This is a genomic window from Actinoplanes sp. NBRC 101535, assembly GCF_030269225.1.
Lineage (GTDB): Bacteria > Actinomycetota > Actinomycetes > Mycobacteriales > Micromonosporaceae > Actinoplanes > Actinoplanes rectilineatus.
Window position 1 is genome coordinate 183,113 of sequence record NZ_BSSY01000008.1, and the last position, 16,921, is coordinate 200,033.

General features: G+C 72.4%; 13 protein-coding genes. 1 reads left to right on the forward strand and 12 read right to left on the reverse strand.

Annotated elements, in window-relative coordinates:
* Positions 1-9: 9 nt before the first annotated feature.
* The 8 genes from QSK32_RS23205 to QSK32_RS23240 all read right to left on the reverse strand — a co-directional run bounded on the left by QSK32_RS23205 (position 10) and on the right by QSK32_RS23240 (position 9,428).
* The gene (locus QSK32_RS23205; protein ID WP_045745420.1) at positions 10-2,400 is read right to left on the reverse strand and encodes a GTPase-associated protein 1-related protein; all 2,391 of its coding nucleotides are present in this window, start codon (positions 2,398-2,400) and stop codon (positions 10-12) included.
* Entirely contained in the window at positions 2,397-3,602 is a 1,206-nt protein-coding gene (locus QSK32_RS23210) for a TRAFAC clade GTPase domain-containing protein (protein ID WP_285473145.1), read from the reverse strand. The genes QSK32_RS23205 and QSK32_RS23210 overlap by 4 nt, the downstream gene beginning before the upstream one ends.
* The gene (locus QSK32_RS23215; RefSeq protein WP_285473146.1) at positions 3,599-5,008 is read right to left on the reverse strand and encodes a hypothetical protein; all 1,410 of its coding nucleotides are present in this window, start codon (positions 5,006-5,008) and stop codon (positions 3,599-3,601) included. Before QSK32_RS23215 ends, QSK32_RS23210 begins: the two co-directional genes overlap by 4 nt.
* Positions 5,009-5,086: 78 nt before the next feature.
* On the reverse strand, positions 5,087-5,632 hold the full coding sequence (locus tag QSK32_RS23220; protein ID WP_045745417.1) for a GNAT family N-acetyltransferase: 546 nt from the start codon (positions 5,630-5,632) through the stop codon (positions 5,087-5,089).
* A 345-nt stretch (positions 5,633-5,977) separates the two neighbouring features.
* On the reverse strand, positions 5,978-6,208 hold the full coding sequence (locus tag QSK32_RS23225; protein WP_285473147.1) for a hypothetical protein: 231 nt from the start codon (positions 6,206-6,208) through the stop codon (positions 5,978-5,980).
* 18 nt (positions 6,209-6,226) lie between these two features.
* A complete protein-coding gene (locus QSK32_RS23230) occupies positions 6,227-6,973 on the reverse strand; it encodes a class I SAM-dependent methyltransferase (protein WP_045745414.1) in 747 nt (248 codons plus the stop codon).
* A 49-nt stretch (positions 6,974-7,022) separates the two neighbouring features.
* Complete coding sequence (locus tag QSK32_RS23235; RefSeq protein ID WP_157411295.1) at positions 7,023-8,060, reverse strand: tetratricopeptide repeat protein; 1,038 nt, start codon at positions 8,058-8,060, stop codon at positions 7,023-7,025.
* 186 nt (positions 8,061-8,246) lie between these two features.
* Positions 8,247-9,428, reverse strand: a complete 1,182-nt coding sequence (locus tag QSK32_RS23240) for an MFS transporter (RefSeq protein ID WP_285473148.1) — start codon at positions 9,426-9,428, stop codon at positions 8,247-8,249.
* 65 nt (positions 9,429-9,493) lie between these two features.
* On the opposite strand from QSK32_RS23240, the gene QSK32_RS23245 reads away from it, so the two are divergent.
* Entirely contained in the window at positions 9,494-10,477 is a 984-nt protein-coding gene (locus QSK32_RS23245; protein ID WP_045745411.1) for an ArsR/SmtB family transcription factor, read from the forward strand.
* Between the two features lie 17 nt (positions 10,478-10,494).
* On the opposite strand, the gene QSK32_RS23250 is transcribed toward QSK32_RS23245, so the two are convergent.
* From QSK32_RS23250 to QSK32_RS23265, 4 genes are all read right to left on the reverse strand, one after another.
* Complete coding sequence (locus QSK32_RS23250; RefSeq protein WP_285473149.1) at positions 10,495-13,677, reverse strand: ADP-ribosylglycohydrolase family protein; 3,183 nt, start codon at positions 13,675-13,677, stop codon at positions 10,495-10,497.
* Positions 13,678-13,753: 76 nt separating this feature from the next.
* Entirely contained in the window at positions 13,754-15,517 is a 1,764-nt protein-coding gene (locus QSK32_RS23255; protein WP_285473150.1) for a hypothetical protein, read from the reverse strand.
* Positions 15,518-15,574: 57 nt separating this feature from the next.
* Positions 15,575-16,507, reverse strand: coding sequence for a DUF1648 domain-containing protein (locus QSK32_RS23260; RefSeq protein WP_285473151.1), 933 nt, complete (start codon positions 16,505-16,507; stop codon positions 15,575-15,577).
* Complete coding sequence (locus QSK32_RS23265) at positions 16,504-16,857, reverse strand: GntR family transcriptional regulator (protein ID WP_045745408.1); 354 nt, start codon at positions 16,855-16,857, stop codon at positions 16,504-16,506. The genes QSK32_RS23260 and QSK32_RS23265 overlap by 4 nt, the downstream gene beginning before the upstream one ends.
* Positions 16,858-16,921: the final 64 nt, after the last annotated feature.

A 16,921-nucleotide genomic window follows, 5' to 3' on the forward strand; every position in this document is an offset into this window, starting at 1 on the left:
GGGCGACTCTCAACCGCGCGGCGGCAGGATCCGGCCCAGTAGCCGCCGGGGCTGAGCGACCGCCCAGCGTGCCGGCCACGGCTCACCGAGCAGCAGGATCTGCTCGCTGACCTCCCGCAGGCGAAGAGCCGAGGTCCGGGTCAGGAAGTCCCGCAGCCGCGATCGTACGAAATCGAGCACCTGGACGTCCGCCGCCGACGCGTCCGGGAAGGGCGACTCGCACACGACGAACGCCATCGCCACCTGCGCCGGACGCCAGACCTCGGAATCCAGGCCACCGCCCACCGTGCGTGTGTACTCGCCGCGCAGCTCCGGCGCCGCGTCCAGAACCGCCATCGTGGTCGGCGCGTACGGGCACTCGACCATCGCCACCAGCAGCCGGTCCAGGTGCGCGTCCAGGGTGTGGCCGGGCACCTGCCGCATCACCTCGGCCACCCGGTTCGCGTCCGTCGAACCCTTCTCGAGTTGGACGATCACGAACCGGACGTTGCTCTCGTCGGCCAAGACGGCGGCGACACGCTGCCCCGGATCCCAGATCCGGCTGCTCTCGGCCAAGATGTAGGCCGCCTGGAAGGCCCGGTCGTCCACCGGCCCGGCGAGCAGAGCAGTGGAGAGTAGCGGAAAGTAGCGGGGTCCGTACACCAGGTTGCGCGGCTGGACCACGGCGAGCCGGCGGGCCTCCGCCATGGTCGGGACGACCCGCCGCCACAGCACCTCGGCCAGCCGCTCGAAGGCCGGCCCGGGCGGCTCCTCCTGGACGGCGGCCTGCAATCGCGTCCGGAAGAGCCCGGCCCGGCCTTCGTCGTCGAGGTGGAGCATCCCGGCACTGACCAGCGCCTGATCGAGAGGTATGCCCAGGCCCACCTGGTCGGTCAGCAGGGTGTCCCACCACTGGTCGCCGAAGAGCTCGGCGGAACCGGGGGCGGTGTCGTCGACGAGACGACGGTTCAGCAGGGCCCGCAGCCGCTCCTCGACGACGTCACCACCGGCCCACTCGTCCGGGTTGAACTTCGCGTCCGGGCGAGCGGCCCAGTGCTCGATGAACCGCTGCAGCCCCGGTTCGCTCATCGCCAGCGCCGGCGCCACCCCGAACCGGAAGGCCAGCCGCAGCAGAGCCTCGCACCGGTCCGGTTCGGCCTGGTGCATCTCCTCGGCGAGCATCTCCGCCGCGTCCGCGGCGTCCCAGGCACCCTCGGCCAGCGGGGACAACTCGCCGGGCGACACCGGACGGCCGTCGCGCAGGCCCTGGATCTCGGCTTGCAGCAGCTCCAGGCGTACTCGCCCGGCGTGCCCGGTCCGGTCGTCCTGGACGGCCTCGTCCAGCTCCAGCAACTCCTCGACCGTCCACGTCGAGGCGTTGGCCAGCAGGCGGTCGATCACCTGAGCGCCGTAACGGTCGATCAGGTGCCGTGGCGCGGACGCCAACCAGGCGACGATCGGGCGCACCGCACCCGGGTGCGGCGACCGGTTCAGCACCACGGCCAGCGCCAGTTCGGACTGCGCCGGCCGGATCTGCGGCGACCCGGCCTCCGCGTCGGCGGCCACCTCGACCGCGTCCATCACGTCGTAGGGATCCTCAGCGAGGAACAACTGCACCCACCGGGCGCTGTACGGGTCCCGCTCCACCGCCGTCCAATCCTGCTGTATCAGGTCGAACACCACGTAGCCGAGCTGGTTGTCCAGGTTCGCCGCCCCGGTCGCCCAGTCCGGGTGCACCGCCAGGATCCGGTGGTTCGCGTATGCCGGATTCAGCGTGAAGATTTTGAAGTCGATGGCCAGCGCCTGACGATGCGGCACCAGCAGCGTGGCGGCGGCCACCCAGCGCAGCACCGGCTCGGGATGCCGGGCCAGGAACAGCACCCGCCGCCGGTCCGAGCCCCGCCGCAGATGCGACAACAGTGCGGTCAGCAGGGCCGCCCCGCGATACTGCGACTGCACGAAGAGCTGGGCCTCCGGGACGGTGAGCGGGCCCGGCTGCCACCCCGGCTCGAGAGGCGGGCACTGCTTGCCGGGCACCTGCACACCGGTCCAGAACGGCGCGCCGAACAGCTGCGCCGGCCGGACCAGGCCGTACGAGCCGGGATCCCCGGTGGCGATGGCATGGGTCAGTTGGTTGCCCTCCCGCCCGCCGGTCGGCTCCTGGCCCAGGTAGACACCGGCGGCGGTGGCGTACAGCCCGCCGTCGCGGACGTGGGCTAGCGACGGCGGATAGTCGGTCACCGGCCGACGCTCGCGCATCCACTGCGGTGCCGGCTCGTAGAGCAGATGGCGCTGGATCAGCGGCATCGCGGACCGGTCGGCCGCTGGGGAGACGGCCTGGAACTGGAAGCCGTCCCGTTGTTGCAGGCCGTCGTCGGCCCGGCAGTTGGTGTAGACGTAGGTGTGGAAGGAACCGCTCATACGCCGACCCGGGGCACCATGCCGCCCTTGTCCAGCAGCCAGAGCAGCGGTTCCTCGACGCGGTGCGGGCGTACCCCGGTGGGGTTGACCGTCGCGTGGTCGTAGTCCGGCTCGGCGCCCAGGGCCGAGACGAAGAAGTACTGGTAGTCGCGGTAGTAGCTGCGCAGATAGTCGTTGATGTCACCGCCGCCCCACCGGTCGAGCAGCGCGCCCACCTGCTGGTGGATGGTGCGGCCGTGCGAGTCGTCGTAACCGCCGCGGCGGCGCTGCGCCCGGCGTAACAGGTGGGTCTCGCCGAGATGGTCGTAGAACGCGTCCATCTTGGTGAACGCCACCGCCACCGGGACGGTGATCTCCCGGCCGTTCCAGTGCGCGCTGTGCTTCAGCGACTCGGTGATCCGGGTCAGTACGTCCCGGGTCGGCTCGTTCTGCTGGACCGCGGCCTGGGGCAGCCGCAGCAGCTGCTGGACCTCGGGCAGTTGGAACGGGTCGAGCAGCAGTACCAGGTAGTTGGCGGCCTGCAGGTAGTGCAGGCCCAGCGTCTCGTTGTCGTCGGCCAGGTCCTCCCCGGCGGTGTCGTAGAACGACAGGTAGTGAGTCCGTGTCCGTCGCCGCCGGAAGCGGTCGGCCAGCTCGCCCCGCCACTCCAGGACCATCGGCTCCTTACGCCCGTCGACGGCCTGCGCGGTCGTGGGGAACAGCTGATGCTCGTCGTACACCCGGCGGATGTTCTGCCTTACCTGATGGGCCTGGGAGGAGAAACCGTCCTGGCCGGCGCCGATCGGCTGGACGGTGGCCCGGAGTTCCCGGCCGAGCTCGCGACGCTGCAACTCCTCGGACAGGACGGTGAGATAGACGGTCTTGCCGGTGCCCCGGGCGCCCAGGACCGCCACCAGAGGGCTGGGTGAACGGCCAAACTCCAACGGCAGGCGGGTGTGGCAGGACGGGCAGGCCCGGGCACGGGTCTCGCCGCCGCAGCGCGGGCAGTGCGCCCTGGCCCGCAGCAGCAGCGAACTGTCGGCGGCCGGCGGGAAGGCCGGCATCGAGGGCTCGGCGAAGCCGGTCAGATTACGCCGGGTCTCGTCCACGAGCGGGCGGCAGGCGGGCTGATCGCCGATCGCCCGGCCCCGACACAGGAACCACAGCTCACTCCGCCGCCGGATCACGTTGTAGCAGAACGGGCATGCCAGGGTCGGAGTCATGCGATCCTCATCTGCTCGATCGGGGGGTCCACGAAGGAGACCGGATAGGGGGCCTGGGCGAAACAGCGGATCCAGAACGGCCGGTGGTGGCGGGGAACCTCCGGCCAGGGCAGCACGTGCCGGTCGGGCGTGCCGGAGACCAGGACCAGCGGGCCGAGCCTGCGGAGCGAGGCGCCTTCGCCTGCCGCCAGGGGCAGGAACTCGCCGGTGCTCACCACCACGTCGACCTCCAGTTCGGTGCAGTCGCGGTCGGCGGTGACCGACAGCACCAGCTCGCTGCCGCCGAACCGGCGGCGGCGCTGGAGCTGGTAGTGCACCTCGGTAGCGGCCGGGGACACCACCGCGGTCGCCGCCGGCGACCGGGCGACGCCCGGACCGACGGGGGTCAGGGCGTGGACCCGGACCATCCCACCGGTACGGGTGTCCGGGAGCAGATGGCCGCGGGCCGCGGTGTACCGGGCCCGGGTCACCGCGTGGCGTTCGGTCGTCGCGGGCGTCGTCCACTCCAGGTGGACCGTCGTCGCGTCGCTCGGCCAGACCCAGGTGACGATGGTGCCGTGCCCGTGCCTCCGGGTCTGGAGCCGCTGCACCGGGTCGGCCACCCCGAGCGCGATCAGGCGCCCCGTGCGGGCCTGCCCACTGTCGGGCGCCAGCGGCAGATAGACGTGGTATCCGGTGGGCACGACCGCGGTCAGCACCAGCCTGCCGTCCCGGTGGACCGGCGTCCCCGGGATCTCCGTGCCCCACTGCTCGGCTCGGGACCAGGGGACCAGGGTCTCGGCGGGGAACGGCGGCGCCTCGCTGGCATAGCGGATCCGCACCCCGGAGAACGCGTCGGCCGGCCAGGAGAGTTCCACCTCGCACCGGTCGCCGTCGGCGGTGACCGGCGTTGCGTGCAGGTGCTCCGCCGGCGCCCCGGTCGGCACGGGAGCGACGGTGGCCGGCGCCGCCCGCGGGGGTCCGGCCGGCGCCGGCGCTCGTTCGAGCCGGGCCAGCGCGGTCCAGAACTCCGCCCGGGCCTCGGCCCGCCAGTCGTGCTCGGCGTGCATGCCGGCGACCTCGGCCGGCGGCGCCACGATCCGCTCCGCAGTGTCCGGCAGCACCGTCTCCGGCCCGGCCCGCTCCTGCTCCTGCCACCAGGCGGGATCCTTCATCGCGTCGCCGGCGGTGGCACGGAGCTCGGCGTCGGCTTGCAGGAGGAGCCGGCACACCTCGGCCCGGAAGTCCGGCGCCTGCGCACGCTGCTCCCACCAGGCGCGGATCACCGCTAGGTGGGCCGTCAGCTCCGCCGCGTCCATGGCGGGATCCACGGCGTAGCGGGCCGGCAGATCACCGGGCGGGAGTCGGCCGTGGGCGCCCCGCAACGGGCGAAGCACCTCGCGGTCGTAGCGGGCGGCGTCGAACACGTGACCTCACCACGGGCCGTGATTCGGGGGCGCTCAAAGGCCATCACAGCGCGCCTGGTGATCACAAGAGACCGACGTCTACTTCCGGTCGGCCGGTCGGCTTCCCAAGGTTCCGGGGTCCAGGTCGTAGACGTACTCCAGACCGTCCTCCTCGTCCCACTGCTCGCCGGTCTTGACGAAACCGTAGGGCAGCGCCAGCCTCGCCGAGGCGACGTTGTCCGGGCGGATACTGACCCGGACCCGCGTCACCGACGGCTCGGCGGCGGCCCGGGCCAGCAGCGCCTCGAACGCGGCCCGGGCGTAGCCGCGGCGGCGGTGCTCCGGGTCGACCGCGTACCCGATCTCGACCAGGCCGCCCGAGTCCGGCGGGCCGTGGAAACCGGCGCGGCCCACGGCCAGGGACTGCGTCTCGTCCCAGATGATGCCGGTGGTCCAGTCGGCCGACGCGGGGTCCTGTTCGTACTGGCGCAGGCGCATCAGCCAGACACCGCGGCACTCCGGCCCGGCCAGGTAGCCGGAGACGGGAACGGGCGACGCCGCGTTCGCCGCCTCCAGGTCACCGTCGGCGAGCGCCCGGAAGGCCGGGCCGGAGAGGTGGACGATACGTACCGATGGTGTGCTCACCGGCCGAGGATGTCATGATCCCGGGAACCCCCGTCGGTCACCCGGAACCACGTTTCAGCGGTTGCGGGCGCGGACGGCGAGCATGCGGTCGCGCACGTCCGGGTCGGGTTCGTCGGGGCCATATGGTGGGTCCGGATGCCGTCCCCGACGGTGTCCGAGATCAGCGGCCGTGCAGCGCCGGCCGCTGGGGTGGGCTCGCCACCGTCCGGCCAGGGGCCGGGGCCGTGTTCGGCCGACAGGGCGAGGGCGTGGGCCAGGTAGGGGCCCACGGGGTGCGGCTCACGCCGCGGGAGGCTCATCGAGCCGGGCGGAGGCCGCCCTTTCCGTTCGTGTTCATGACGAACATCATGCCGCACGGGCGCCGTCGGCGGACAGCGCCCCCGCCGCCGGCGGGCAGGCGGTGACCGTCTCGGGCAGCGGCTGCAACACGGCGCAGGGCGTGTACGTCAGCCTGGCCGGCAGGCCGAAGGTGATGTCGATCAGGCCCAGGGCGGAACCCAGGCCCAGCAACGCGACGAAGGCCGCCACCAGCAGGATCACCGCGGCGATGCCGGTGACGAGAGGAGAGCGCTGCATCGGCCCAGGGTCGCATTGTCACGGCCGATCCGCACCCCGTACCCACTGCAGGGCCGCTGCGGCCCGCCCCGGATCCGGGGAATCGGCACGTCTGAGGCACCAGAACTCGTGGTCGGCGCAGAGCCGGGCCTGGTCGGGCGCCCGTTCCACCCGCAGCCCCGCACGATGCAGCTCGTCGACGAGCTCACGCCGTGACCGTGCCGACCGCCGATAGACGTTGGCCAGCAGAAACCCCTCCGGGCGCAGCACCCGGTGGATGGTGGCGAGATGCAGCCGGGGCAGCCGGAAATGGAAGACGAACGCGCTGACGATGGCGTCGAAACTCGCATCGGGGAGTGCAGCCAGGTCCTGGTCGGCCTGGTGGAACGGCACACCGGCGGCCTCGGCGCGGGCCACCCGCACGACATCGGGGTCGATGTCCACTCCCGCGTACGACACGCCGGGGAACAGCTCGCGCATGGTGTGAAAGCCGCAGCCCCACTCCAGGACGCTGGTCGCACCGGACGCCCGCACGCCACCGGCGAGGGCCTCGCGCACGCTGGCGTTGACCTGGGCGACGTCCGCCCGGTCGAGCAGCGGGCGGCGGGCCGCGTTCAGCACCTGGATCTTCTTGGGACTCAGCTTCTCGCAGGGACGGTCCAGGTAGATCTCGTCCATGAAGCGGGTGAGCCGCCGGCCACCGACGACGAGACTGCGGGGTGGCGACGTCTGCTCCGCCAGGTAGACACCGGAACCGGCCCGTGCCGGGTTGCCTGCTGCGAACACGGCGGAAGCCTATTGCCCGGGAAGATCCGGCACTACCGAATCGCCGGGGCTATTCGCCCGGGCGTGGCGGCCAGTGCTGCTCGATCGGTCGCAGGTAGCGGTCCAGCATCGACTCCCGCTCCAGAGCCCGCAGCAGGAAGTCCATATGCCCACCGATCTCCCGGGCGCGCCGCCGCGACGTGCAGATCTGGGCGAGCGTCGCGGCATGGCCGTCGGCCGTATCGTAGTCCGCGACCAGCACGCGGTGTGCCCAGAGGATCAGCTCCGCCCACATCGACTTGACCGGGCTGAGCTGGCGTTGCTTGCCGACCCGGTCGACAGCCGTACGGCTCTCGTCGACCGCCCGCTGCGTCGCCCGCCGTCGCGCCCGCAGCAGCGCCAGGTAGAACGGGGTCACCGCCGATTCGCTGCTCAGCGTCGCCGCGGTCTCGTGGGCCGCGAAGGCCCCGTCGATGTCACCGCCGTCGCGCAGGATCAGGCCCAGACAGTTGTGGTTGCTGTGGTTGTCCGGGGCCACCTCGACCGCCTTCTGGGCGTACCGCAGGGCGCCGCCCGGATCGCTGTAGCGGTGCACGAGCGCCAGCCCGCGTTCCGCGTCGCCGGTCCGGGCGCCGAGGTCCTGCATCTCCCGGAACCGCTGGGCTGCGGCGACCTCGTCGCCCATGTTGGTCAGCGACCGCCCCAGCCGGTAGAGGACCCGGGCGTTGCGCGGGTCCAGGTTCGCGGCCTGGCCCAGATAACCGATGGCCTTGGCGTACTCGCCGTCGCGGTAGGCCACCTCACCCTGGTTGAACAGATAGGAGACCTCGACCAGGGCGTTCATCCGCTGGTCGATCCCGGCGACCTCGTCCTGCAGCCGGGCGAGCAGGGTGGTCGCGTCGGTGAGGATGGTGACGACCTCCTGGGAGACCTTCTCGCCGGACCTGCGGATGCCGCGGATCTCGCGCAGGCCGAAGACTCCGGCGAGTACCAGGATCGCGGTGATCACCGTGATCAGGAAGCTGAACCCGGCCAGGATGAATCCGGACCACGTGATGATGGTGTCGGCGATCTGCGACGGATCGGGTGGCACAGGAGCAGGGGACACGCTCCCGAGTATGGACGTTGATCACTTTCTGTCCAATGGTGATCACCGGCGGGTGTTGTGGCATGCCGCCAGGCCACATGGTCGTGGGTGATCAGCGCTGCCCGTGCCTGCCGGGTGTCGTCCCGGCCGGCCACCGTCATCCGGGGCGCGGCGGCCCCCACGTCCCCATGGACGGCGGGGCGGCCGTCACACCCGCCGCAGCCGCAGCACGGCGACGACCAGCAGGACGGCCAGCCCGGCGGCGGCGATGGCGGTGGCCGGGGTGGTCACCTCGGCCAGGGCGCCCAGGGCCAGCGGCCCGAGCCCCTGGAAGACCATCACCCCGGTGGAGAGCAGGGCGAACACCTGACCGCGGCGGTCCTCCGGTGCCGCCTCGAGGAAGCGGCGCTGCAACCCCAGGGTGAAGGCGAGGCCGATCCCGGAGACCACGAGCAGGACGGCTACCACCGGCAGCGGGGGCGCCACGGCCAGCACCACCAGCGGCGTGCCGAGCAGCAGCAGGAGTGTGCCGGTGTGACGTTCCCGCTGGTCGGGGCGCAGGAACCGGCCGACGGCGAAGTTGCCGAGCAGCATGCCGGCGGCGGGCGCACCCATCAGGACGGCACCCGCACCCGGGGAGAAGCCACGGGATGCGGCGTACGCGACGAGCAGCGCCTCCGCCCCGACCACGAAACACAGCGGCAGCCACTGGGCGAGTAGCAGCCGCCGCAGGACACGGTCGCCGAGCAGTGCGCGTACCCCGGAAAGACTGTCCCGGACGGCGCCGCCGCGACCGGCCCGGACCACCGCGGGGGCGATGGCCGGCAGACCGAACCGGACCGTGACCGCGGCGAGCAGATGACAGCCGGACGCCACCAGCAGCGCGGATCGCGGGCCGATCGCGGCCACGGCGACCCCGCCCCCGGCCAGGCCGAGCAGCTGTGCGGCGGACGACGACATGGTGGACACCGAGCGGCCCAGCACGTACGCGTCACCGGTCAACCGGTCGGCGATCACCCGGGCGGCCGCGCCGGCGAACACCGGGGTGCCGCAGGCGACCAGCGCGACCAGGGCGAGGCTGACGCCGACGGGCAGGTCGGCGAGCGCCAGCACGGCGGTGAGCAGCACCTCCACGCTGTATCCGGCGACGATCAGCGGCCGCGGAGGCAGCCGGTCGGTGAGTGCGCCGAGCAGCAGGCCGCCGGCGAACTGCGGCAGGAACCCGGCACCGAACGCGACCGCGCTGAGCAGCGGTGATCCGGTGGTGGTGTAGACCAGGACGGAGAGCGCGAAGATCTGCAGCGAGATGGCGCCGACCGCGAGGGACTGAGCCGCGAACAGGGTGCGGAAGGACCGCTCCGCAAAGACCTCACGGTAGGTGACGAGCATGGACCGAGCATGGGGCAGGTCCCGCCGGCGGCCGACTGTTTCGTCCACGGACGTAAGGTCAGGTCGTGACCCGGTTCGAGGTCGGCACCGAAGACCTGCTGCACACCCGGTTCGCCTTCTCGCCGGTGCTCGAGTTGGAACACCTGATCCGGGCGCTCGCCGGCCCGGGGCGGCGCGGAGTGCCGGAGACCTGGCTGGCCCGGCTGCGCCCCCGGTTCGCGCCGCTGCACGCCGACCCGGTCATGCGGGCCGTCCTCACCCTGAACCTGCCCCGCTCCGGCGCGACCTTCCTGGTGCCACCGCCCACCCGGTTCGGCCAGACCATCGAGGACGACCTGGCCGCCCTGCGCACCTCACCACCGGACGTGGTCCGCGCGGAGATCGAGTACTACCTGCTGCGGCGCCCCGACGCGAGCGACACGGACCGGGAGACACTGCGCGCCCCGGACGTCCTCGACCGGATCGCCGCCCTGTTCGCCGCCGCCTGGACGGAACTCCTCGCCGACGACTGGCCGCGGCTGCGTCACCTGTGCGAACGCGACGTGGTGTACCGGTCGGGGCTGCTCGGCTCGTCCGGCTGGGCCGCCGCCCTGGCCGGCCTGCACCCCGGCGTGCGCTGGCGCGACGGCGGCATCGACCTGCCCGGCGACGGCCGCACCACGATCGCGCTCGGCGGATCCGGTCTGCTGCTGGTGCCGTCCGTCTTCACCTGGCCCGGCGTCGGGGTGTTCGCCGACGAACCCTGGCCGAAAGCGATCGTCTACCCGGCCCGCGGCGTCGGCACCCTGCTCGAACACGGCAGCCCGGACGCCCCGGACCATCTCGCCGCCCTGCTCGGACGGTCCCGGGCGCTGGTGCTGGCCACCCTCAGCGAACCGGCCAGCACCAGCCAACTCGCCCAGGCGCTCGGCATGTCGGTCGGCGCGGTCGGCGACCACCTGGCGGTGCTGCTCGGCTCCCGCCTCGTCGAACGCGCCCGGTCCGGGCGATCCGTGCTCTACCGGCGCTCCGATCTGGGCGACGCGTTGACCGGCACGGTCACACTCTGACCCCGGTCTCCGCTCCGTTACGGATTCCAGGAGCCGAGACGCGCGTTCCGCAGCGCTACCAGCCGGTCCGCGAGCCGACGGGTCTCCTCGGCGCTCGGCAGGCGCAACCGGTTCGCGTACGGCAACCGGCTGAGAACCTCCTCGCGGGAGAAGCCCGCGCCGAGCAGCCCGCCGGTCATCGCGGCGACGGTGTCCGCATCGCCGCCCAGGCCGATCGCGGTGAGCAGTCCGGCCCGCAGCGACGGTGCGGTGTGCACGCTGTGCAGCACGGCCCCGACGGTTTCGCCGGGTTCCATGCTCGGCCCGTGATCGGGAACAGCCCAGACACCCGTGGTCACCTCGTTGATCGCCGTCATGACCGACGGCGTGGCCGCCAAGGTCACGGTCGCCTGCGCGGCGGCCTCGGCGGCGACCTCGAGCAGGAGAGCGCGGGACGCGCCTTCGACAGCCCACGCGGCGCACTCGGCGAGAACGCACGCCGCGACGACCGCGTCCGGCGCCCGGTGCGTCGGGCGGCTCAACTCGATGACCAGCCGTTGCCGGCGTTCCCGGTCGCCGATGCCGACGGCCCACCCGGCCGGGAACGCCCGCATCGCCGCGCCGTTGGTGTTCCCGGCGCGGTCCTGCCCGATCCTGCCGGTCTCCGCGAACAGCCGGACCGCCTCGGTGGTCGACGGGCCGAGACCGCGGATGTCCGGTGCGTGCTCACCGAGCAGGTCAAGGAAGGCCTCCGCGGAACCCTCCCCGCCGGTGTCGACGAGGTGGCGCGCGACGAGCAGGGTCAGGGCGGTGTCGTCCGAGGTGGAGCCCAGGTCCCAGCCGTCCCGGGCGTGCACCGTCTCGATCTGCTCGGCGGTCGCCCCGGACGGCCCCTCCGGAGGATACGTCTCGTACGGCAGGCCGAGCGCGTCCCCGCACGCGTAGGCGGTGAGGGCACCCGCGACCCGGTCGGCGACCGAGAACACGACCTCCGGGTGGAGACGCCGCAGCAGATCGAACCCGCGCGTCGCCGTGGTGGCCCGGGCCGCCGCCGCCAGCTCGACGGCTTCCCGTTCCCGGCCCGTCGCGGCCGCGGCCCGGCTGAGGGCCACCTGCGCATGGGTGATGTCGTAGAGGCACCGGGAGGTCTCGAAGGAACCGAGTGCTCCCCGGATCAGCTCGTAGGCCCGTTCGTTGTCGCCTTCCTCCAAGGCGATCAATCCGCGGGTCTGCGCCACCTTGGCCCGTTCGAGGGTCTCGCCCAGACCGGCGGCGAGTTGATCGGTCTGCTCCAGCAGTTCCCGGGCGGCGGGCAGGTCACCGGCCCGCAACCGGCACAGCGCCAGGCCGTGCATGCTGTGCAGCGCTCCCCGGGCGTCGGCGACCTCACGCCGTTTCTTCAGCACCTCCGCGTGCAGTGCGGCGGCACCGGTCACGTCCCCCCGGGTCAGCGCCACGTTGGCGAGGTTGCCCTTGAGGACCATCTCGACCAGCACGTCCCGCTCATCGTCGGGCAGCGCGGCGAGCAGCTCGAGGCCCTCACGGTAGGTCGCCTCGGCACCGTCCAGGTCGTCGCTGAAGTAGGCGGCCGCACCCAGCAGTGCGCACAGCAGCGCGATCGGGACGGCGGCACCGGCCGCGGCCTCACGCGCCTGCTCCGCCCGGCGCCGGGCTTCGGCGAAGTCCCCCAGGTAGAGCTCGATGTCGGCGACCCGGTGCAGGGCACGCACCCGGTCCACGCCCGGGTCCTCCAGAGCAGCCCGTGCCGCGTCCCGGGCACCCTCGAAGTCGCCGCGGACGAACGCCAGCTCCGACCGCAGCAGAGCAGTACCGGCGTCGCCGGCCGGAAGCCGCCGGATCACCTCTTCGGCGCCGGTCCAGTCCCCGAGGGTGATGAGCGCGTGGCCCAGGCGTGGGCCGATGTCCTCGATGGCCATGTGTGGTCGCGCTTTCTGGTAGAAGAACAGCGCGGAGTGGTAGAGGCCCTGCTGTTCCGCGTGTGTCGCCGCCTGCAGAGACGTCCGGATCATATCGGGCACGCGACCAGCGGACTCGAAATGACCCGCCGCGCTTGCCGGTCTACCGTGGGTGTCGAACCATTCCGCCGCGCGACCGTGTAGATACCGCCGGGCTGTGGTGCCGAGCTCGCCATACACCGCGTTGCGGAGGATGTCATGAGCGAACGCGACCTCTCCGCCTCGGCCCTCGGTCAGGATGCCGAGCCGGCAGGCTCGGCCCAACGCGCGTACGGCCACCGCCTCCGACTCGTCCATCACCCACCGTGCGGGCTCTATCCCCTGGGTGCCGTCAGCGATCACGGCGATGGCGTCGAGCAGCAGACGGGTCTCCTCGTCGGCGCGGGCGAGTCGCTCCCGGACCACGGTTTCCAAGCGAGCCGGCAATCGCAGCTCGCCCTCATCCGAGCTTGTGTCATGGCCGGGATCGGCGAGAATGCGCAAGGTCTCCTTGAGGTAGAACGGATTGCCGCCGGTGAGCCGGAAGACCCGGTCGACCAGATCGTCGTCAGGGTCGGTGCCGAGCTGTAGCACCGACCGGGCGTACTCGCCGACGTGCGCGCGTTCCAGAGGGGTGACCGTCACCGCCGCGTACCCCTCTGTGCTCCAACGGGCGAGTAACCGGCGAACGTCGGGCGCGTCGCGCAGCCCCTCGTTCTGCACCGTCAGTAGGACCAAGATCCGGCGCTGCCGGATCTTGCCGAGCAGGTAGTTGACGAAGTGGAGGGTGTCTCCGTCGACGTCGTGGAGATCCTCGACGACCAGGCACAGGCCGTGCCTCTCGGCGATACCGAGCAAAAGACGGGACAACTCTTCGTAGATACCGTCGAGGCTGGCGCCGTACAACTGCCGACCGTCGACGATACTCTCGCCGATCTTGCCGAGGAACGCGCCGACGAACGGAATCGCGTCGAGCAGCCGCGGCGCCGCATTGAGTAGGGTCCGGCGTACCTTGGCCGGCGTTCCGCCAAGATAGTCACGCAATGCGTCCTTGACCGGTAGTAACGGCTCGGCGCCGGAACCCATGCCGCGGGTGGTGATGACCACCAGATCGCGTTGTCGTGCTTCGGCCGCGAGTTCGGCCGCGAGCCTGGTCTTGCCGACCCCCGAATCGCCGAGCAGAACAACAGCATGTCCATGACCGCTCGCCATCGTCGCGGCCAGGTGTCCGCGGAGCACATCGAGTTCGAGTCTGCGATTGACCATCGGTTCGGCGTGCGTGACGGGGGAGGGCAGGACTGGCTTGCGTCGCCATCGCCGTAACCACGGTATGCGCATGGGCTCAAGCCTGGCCGGTGGCGGGCGGTCGGGCAACCGTGGAATCGGCGGGTGTTGTCAGTCCCTGATGGTCGGCCCATCGGCGGAGACGGATCAGCTCCGGGGCCGCGTGGGGATGCACTCCAAGAAATGCCGCATCGCCAATGGCGTCTACCGCGGCCCGGAAAGCGGCGACATCATGCTCGGCCAGGGCGAACAGAGCACGGGCGATGTGGATCTCGGCTTGGCCGGCCCGATTGCCCCGATGGAGATAGGCGCGATTCACCGTGTCGAGATCCCCGAGCACCGGTGGTGAAGGAGTGCCGCGCAGCAGGGCGCGCACGATGCGGGTGCGCAGCCGCAGCAGCTCCAGGTCGGACTGGCGGTGGGCGGTGCCGGCCCGCCGGGCGCCCCGGACGGCGCTCGCCAGGGCTGCCCGGGCGACGGCGGCGGCCGTCAGTGATCGGCGGGTTTCGGCGTGGGTGAGAGCGATGCGACCGATACCGATCAGCACACGGACGGTTGCCCGGCGGCGGGCGCGGGTGGGCTGCGCGAGGAGCAGGGCGGCTGCCGCCGCGGGCAGGGCCAGCAGGGGCGGGTGGCCGGTCGCGGTGCGTGCTTCGGTGCGGCGGATCATGGCGTACGCGCGGAGTGCCGTCCGCGCCCCGCGGCCGGTGGCGGCGCCCGACCAGAGGCGCAGTGCCTCGGCCGTGTCCGCCGGGGCGCCGCTGCGGGCCAGGGCGTCGGCGAGCCGTACCCGGATCCGGGCCGTCGCCGCCGGTGACAGGCCCGGTTGCCGGGAGACCGCCCGGAGTACCGTCGCCGCCTCGGTGTGCCGTCCGGCGTCGGAGAGCAGCCAGCCGTACGCCTCGGCCGCCGCCACCGGGGGCACCTGCCGCCACCAGGCTGCGAAACGTGTTCCGAAGTCGGGATCGCCCAGTGGGCGGGCGGGCCAGGCCGGCAGCGCACCGAGTTGGGCGCGCAGCACGTCGACCGCCCGGCCGGGGCGGGGCTGGGACGGATCGACCGCGGCGAGCCGGGCGGCGACCCGGTCGGTCAGTGCGGCGGCCACCCAGTCGAAGCGGCCCGGCCGCAGCAGGGGCACCAGTGTCTCGAAGACGTCCAGGTCCCGGCCCGAGTGCCCGACCACCAGCAGGTGACCGCTGTCCACTGCCGCGCACAGCGCCCGCCGCCGGTCCGTGTCGAGGAGGACACCTTCGAGGTCCTCCATCGTGGGCCGTAACGGCACCACCATCGCGTCGGCGTCCGCGTCCACCGAGCCGCGTAGCTTCACCAGCAACGGCCGATGGTCGAGGTCCAGCCTGCCGGGCGCCGACACCACCCGTAGTGGAGGCGAGGGCGGCATCTCCGCCCGCCATGCGGCGAGCGCCCGGTGGTACGGCTCCGGCGCGTCCGGGGGCAGCGGGGTCTGTCCGGTGAGCAGCGCGTACCCGAGCTCGATGCCGTTGTCGAAGTTGAGCGTGATCTGCAGAACGCCGCGTGCGGCGAGCAACGCGCAGAGGAGGTGCTCCTCGGACGGCAGGCGAACCCGCATCAGGTCGAGGACCCCGGCGACCGTGCCGTGTTCCACGCAGTCCTCGATGCAGCCCAGGACATTGCGCCGCCCGTCGATGTCCGGTTCGTCGGCCATCGGCTCGCCGGTGAGCGCCGCGGCGGCCTCGGCGCATCCGGTCAGCATCGCCGCGTGGAACTCGTCGCCCAACGGCAGCCCGGCGGGGTGTCCCCGGGAGACACCCGCGCCCGTGAGTACCGCCGAGGCGACGACCATGACTCGCATGGTAGGAGTGGATCGCTGCCGGGGCTGTCGGCTTTCGGCCCGCCGGGGTCACGCTCCGACGCGCTGCACCAGGGCACTGAGCAGGGCGGCGGGGATCTCCGGACGGTCCACGGTGACCGCGAACCGGCGACCGCCGTGCAGGTGCAGGACCAGGCCGGGGCCGCGGCGCAGGACCATGGCCGAACTACCCGGGAGGATCCGGTAACCCCAGCCGCCCCATGCCGCCGGGTTGATCTCCATGACCTCGACCGCGGCGATCTTCGAAAGAGCGACGACCTTCAGGGGTACGCCGAGAAGTCCCGCGACCAGGCGCAACCCACGTCGGTCCACGGTCAGCCGGAGCCGACCGAAGAGGACCAGCACGACGGCCACCACCGCGACGAGCAACCACATCGGGCGCTGCCCGGTCAGAGCGAGCAGCAGAGCCACCGCCCCGCCCGCCGCCGGCAGCCCGGTGAGCAGGGGCGCCCGCAGACTCGTCGCATAGGCGGCCCGCTCGCTCGGCCCGAGGTCGAGCGGGTCCACCCCGGACGGGATCTCCGCGGCCGACGGGGTGGCCGGGCCGGCCGCCCAGCGGGGCACGAGTCCCCAGGCCAGGCCGCCGAGGAAGAACAGGATGCGCCAGCCCAGCCGGGTGTCGGCCGGGTTCGCCACGGCCGCGGTCGCGGTGGCGACCCACATGCCGGCGGTGCTGCCGGTGACCGCCCCGGCGGTGGCCAGCGTGACCCCGGTGGCGTAGCCGTGCCGCTGCCCGCGGGGTGTGCGCGCCACCATCACGATCGCGGTGATCACGGCGGCGACGGTGATCGCCACCAGCAGCGCGGCGAACCGGGGTGTCGCACTGAACCGGTCCGCGGCGCCGGTCGCGTTCCAGTGTGTCGCGATCGGGTCCGGCAGGTCGCCGGCCCAGAACCACCAGGTGATCGGGATGATCACGGCCGGTGTCCCGGCCAGGGCTGTCGCCGCCCACCGTCGCCTCATGTCCACGCCTCTCTCATGATCGCCACCATTTCGTCCTCCCCCAATCCCTGTCGGTGCGCCTCGCGGACGAAGTGCCGGGCCAGCTCGACCAGGCGCAGCCGGGCCGCGTCCGCATCTCCGCGGATCACCGCCCCGCGACCCCGGCGTAGCTCGATCAGCTCCTCGTCGCGCAACCGCCCGTAGGCACGCAGCACGGTGTGCAGATTGACGTCGAGCAGGTCGGCCAGCTCGCGGGCGGCCGGCAGCCGCTCGCCCGGTGACAGCTCTCCCCGCATCAGGGCGCCGCGCACCTGCGCGGCGATCTGGTCGGCCAGCGGCTCGGTCGCGGCCACGTCCACCCGGAACAACATGTTTGCATTCTACTAGAACAAGTCGCAACGGTAGAGTCCCGGACATAGATCAACTAGGGGATGG

Coding starts and splice junctions, on each gene's coding strand:
- QSK32_RS23265 (WP_045745408.1), bottom strand. CDS start 16,857: ATGTTGTTCCGGGTGGACGTGGCCGCGACCGAGCCGCTGGCCGACCAG.
- QSK32_RS23250 (WP_285473149.1), bottom strand. CDS start 13,677: ATGGTCAATCGCAGACTCGAACTCGATGTGCTCCGCGGACACCTGGCC.
- QSK32_RS23260 (WP_285473151.1), bottom strand. CDS start 16,507: ATGAGGCGACGGTGGGCGGCGACAGCCCTGGCCGGGACACCGGCCGTG.
- QSK32_RS23240 (WP_285473148.1), bottom strand. CDS start 9,428: ATGCTCGTCACCTACCGTGAGGTCTTTGCGGAGCGGTCCTTCCGCACC.
- QSK32_RS23205 (WP_045745420.1), bottom strand. CDS start 2,400: ATGAGCGGTTCCTTCCACACCTACGTCTACACCAACTGCCGGGCCGAC.
- QSK32_RS23255 (WP_285473150.1), bottom strand. CDS start 15,517: ATGGTCGTCGCCTCGGCGGTACTCACGGGCGCGGGTGTCTCCCGGGGA.
- QSK32_RS23210 (WP_285473145.1), bottom strand. CDS start 3,602: ATGACTCCGACCCTGGCATGCCCGTTCTGCTACAACGTGATCCGGCGG.
- QSK32_RS23225 (WP_285473147.1), bottom strand. CDS start 6,208: ATGCAGCGCTCTCCTCTCGTCACCGGCATCGCCGCGGTGATCCTGCTG.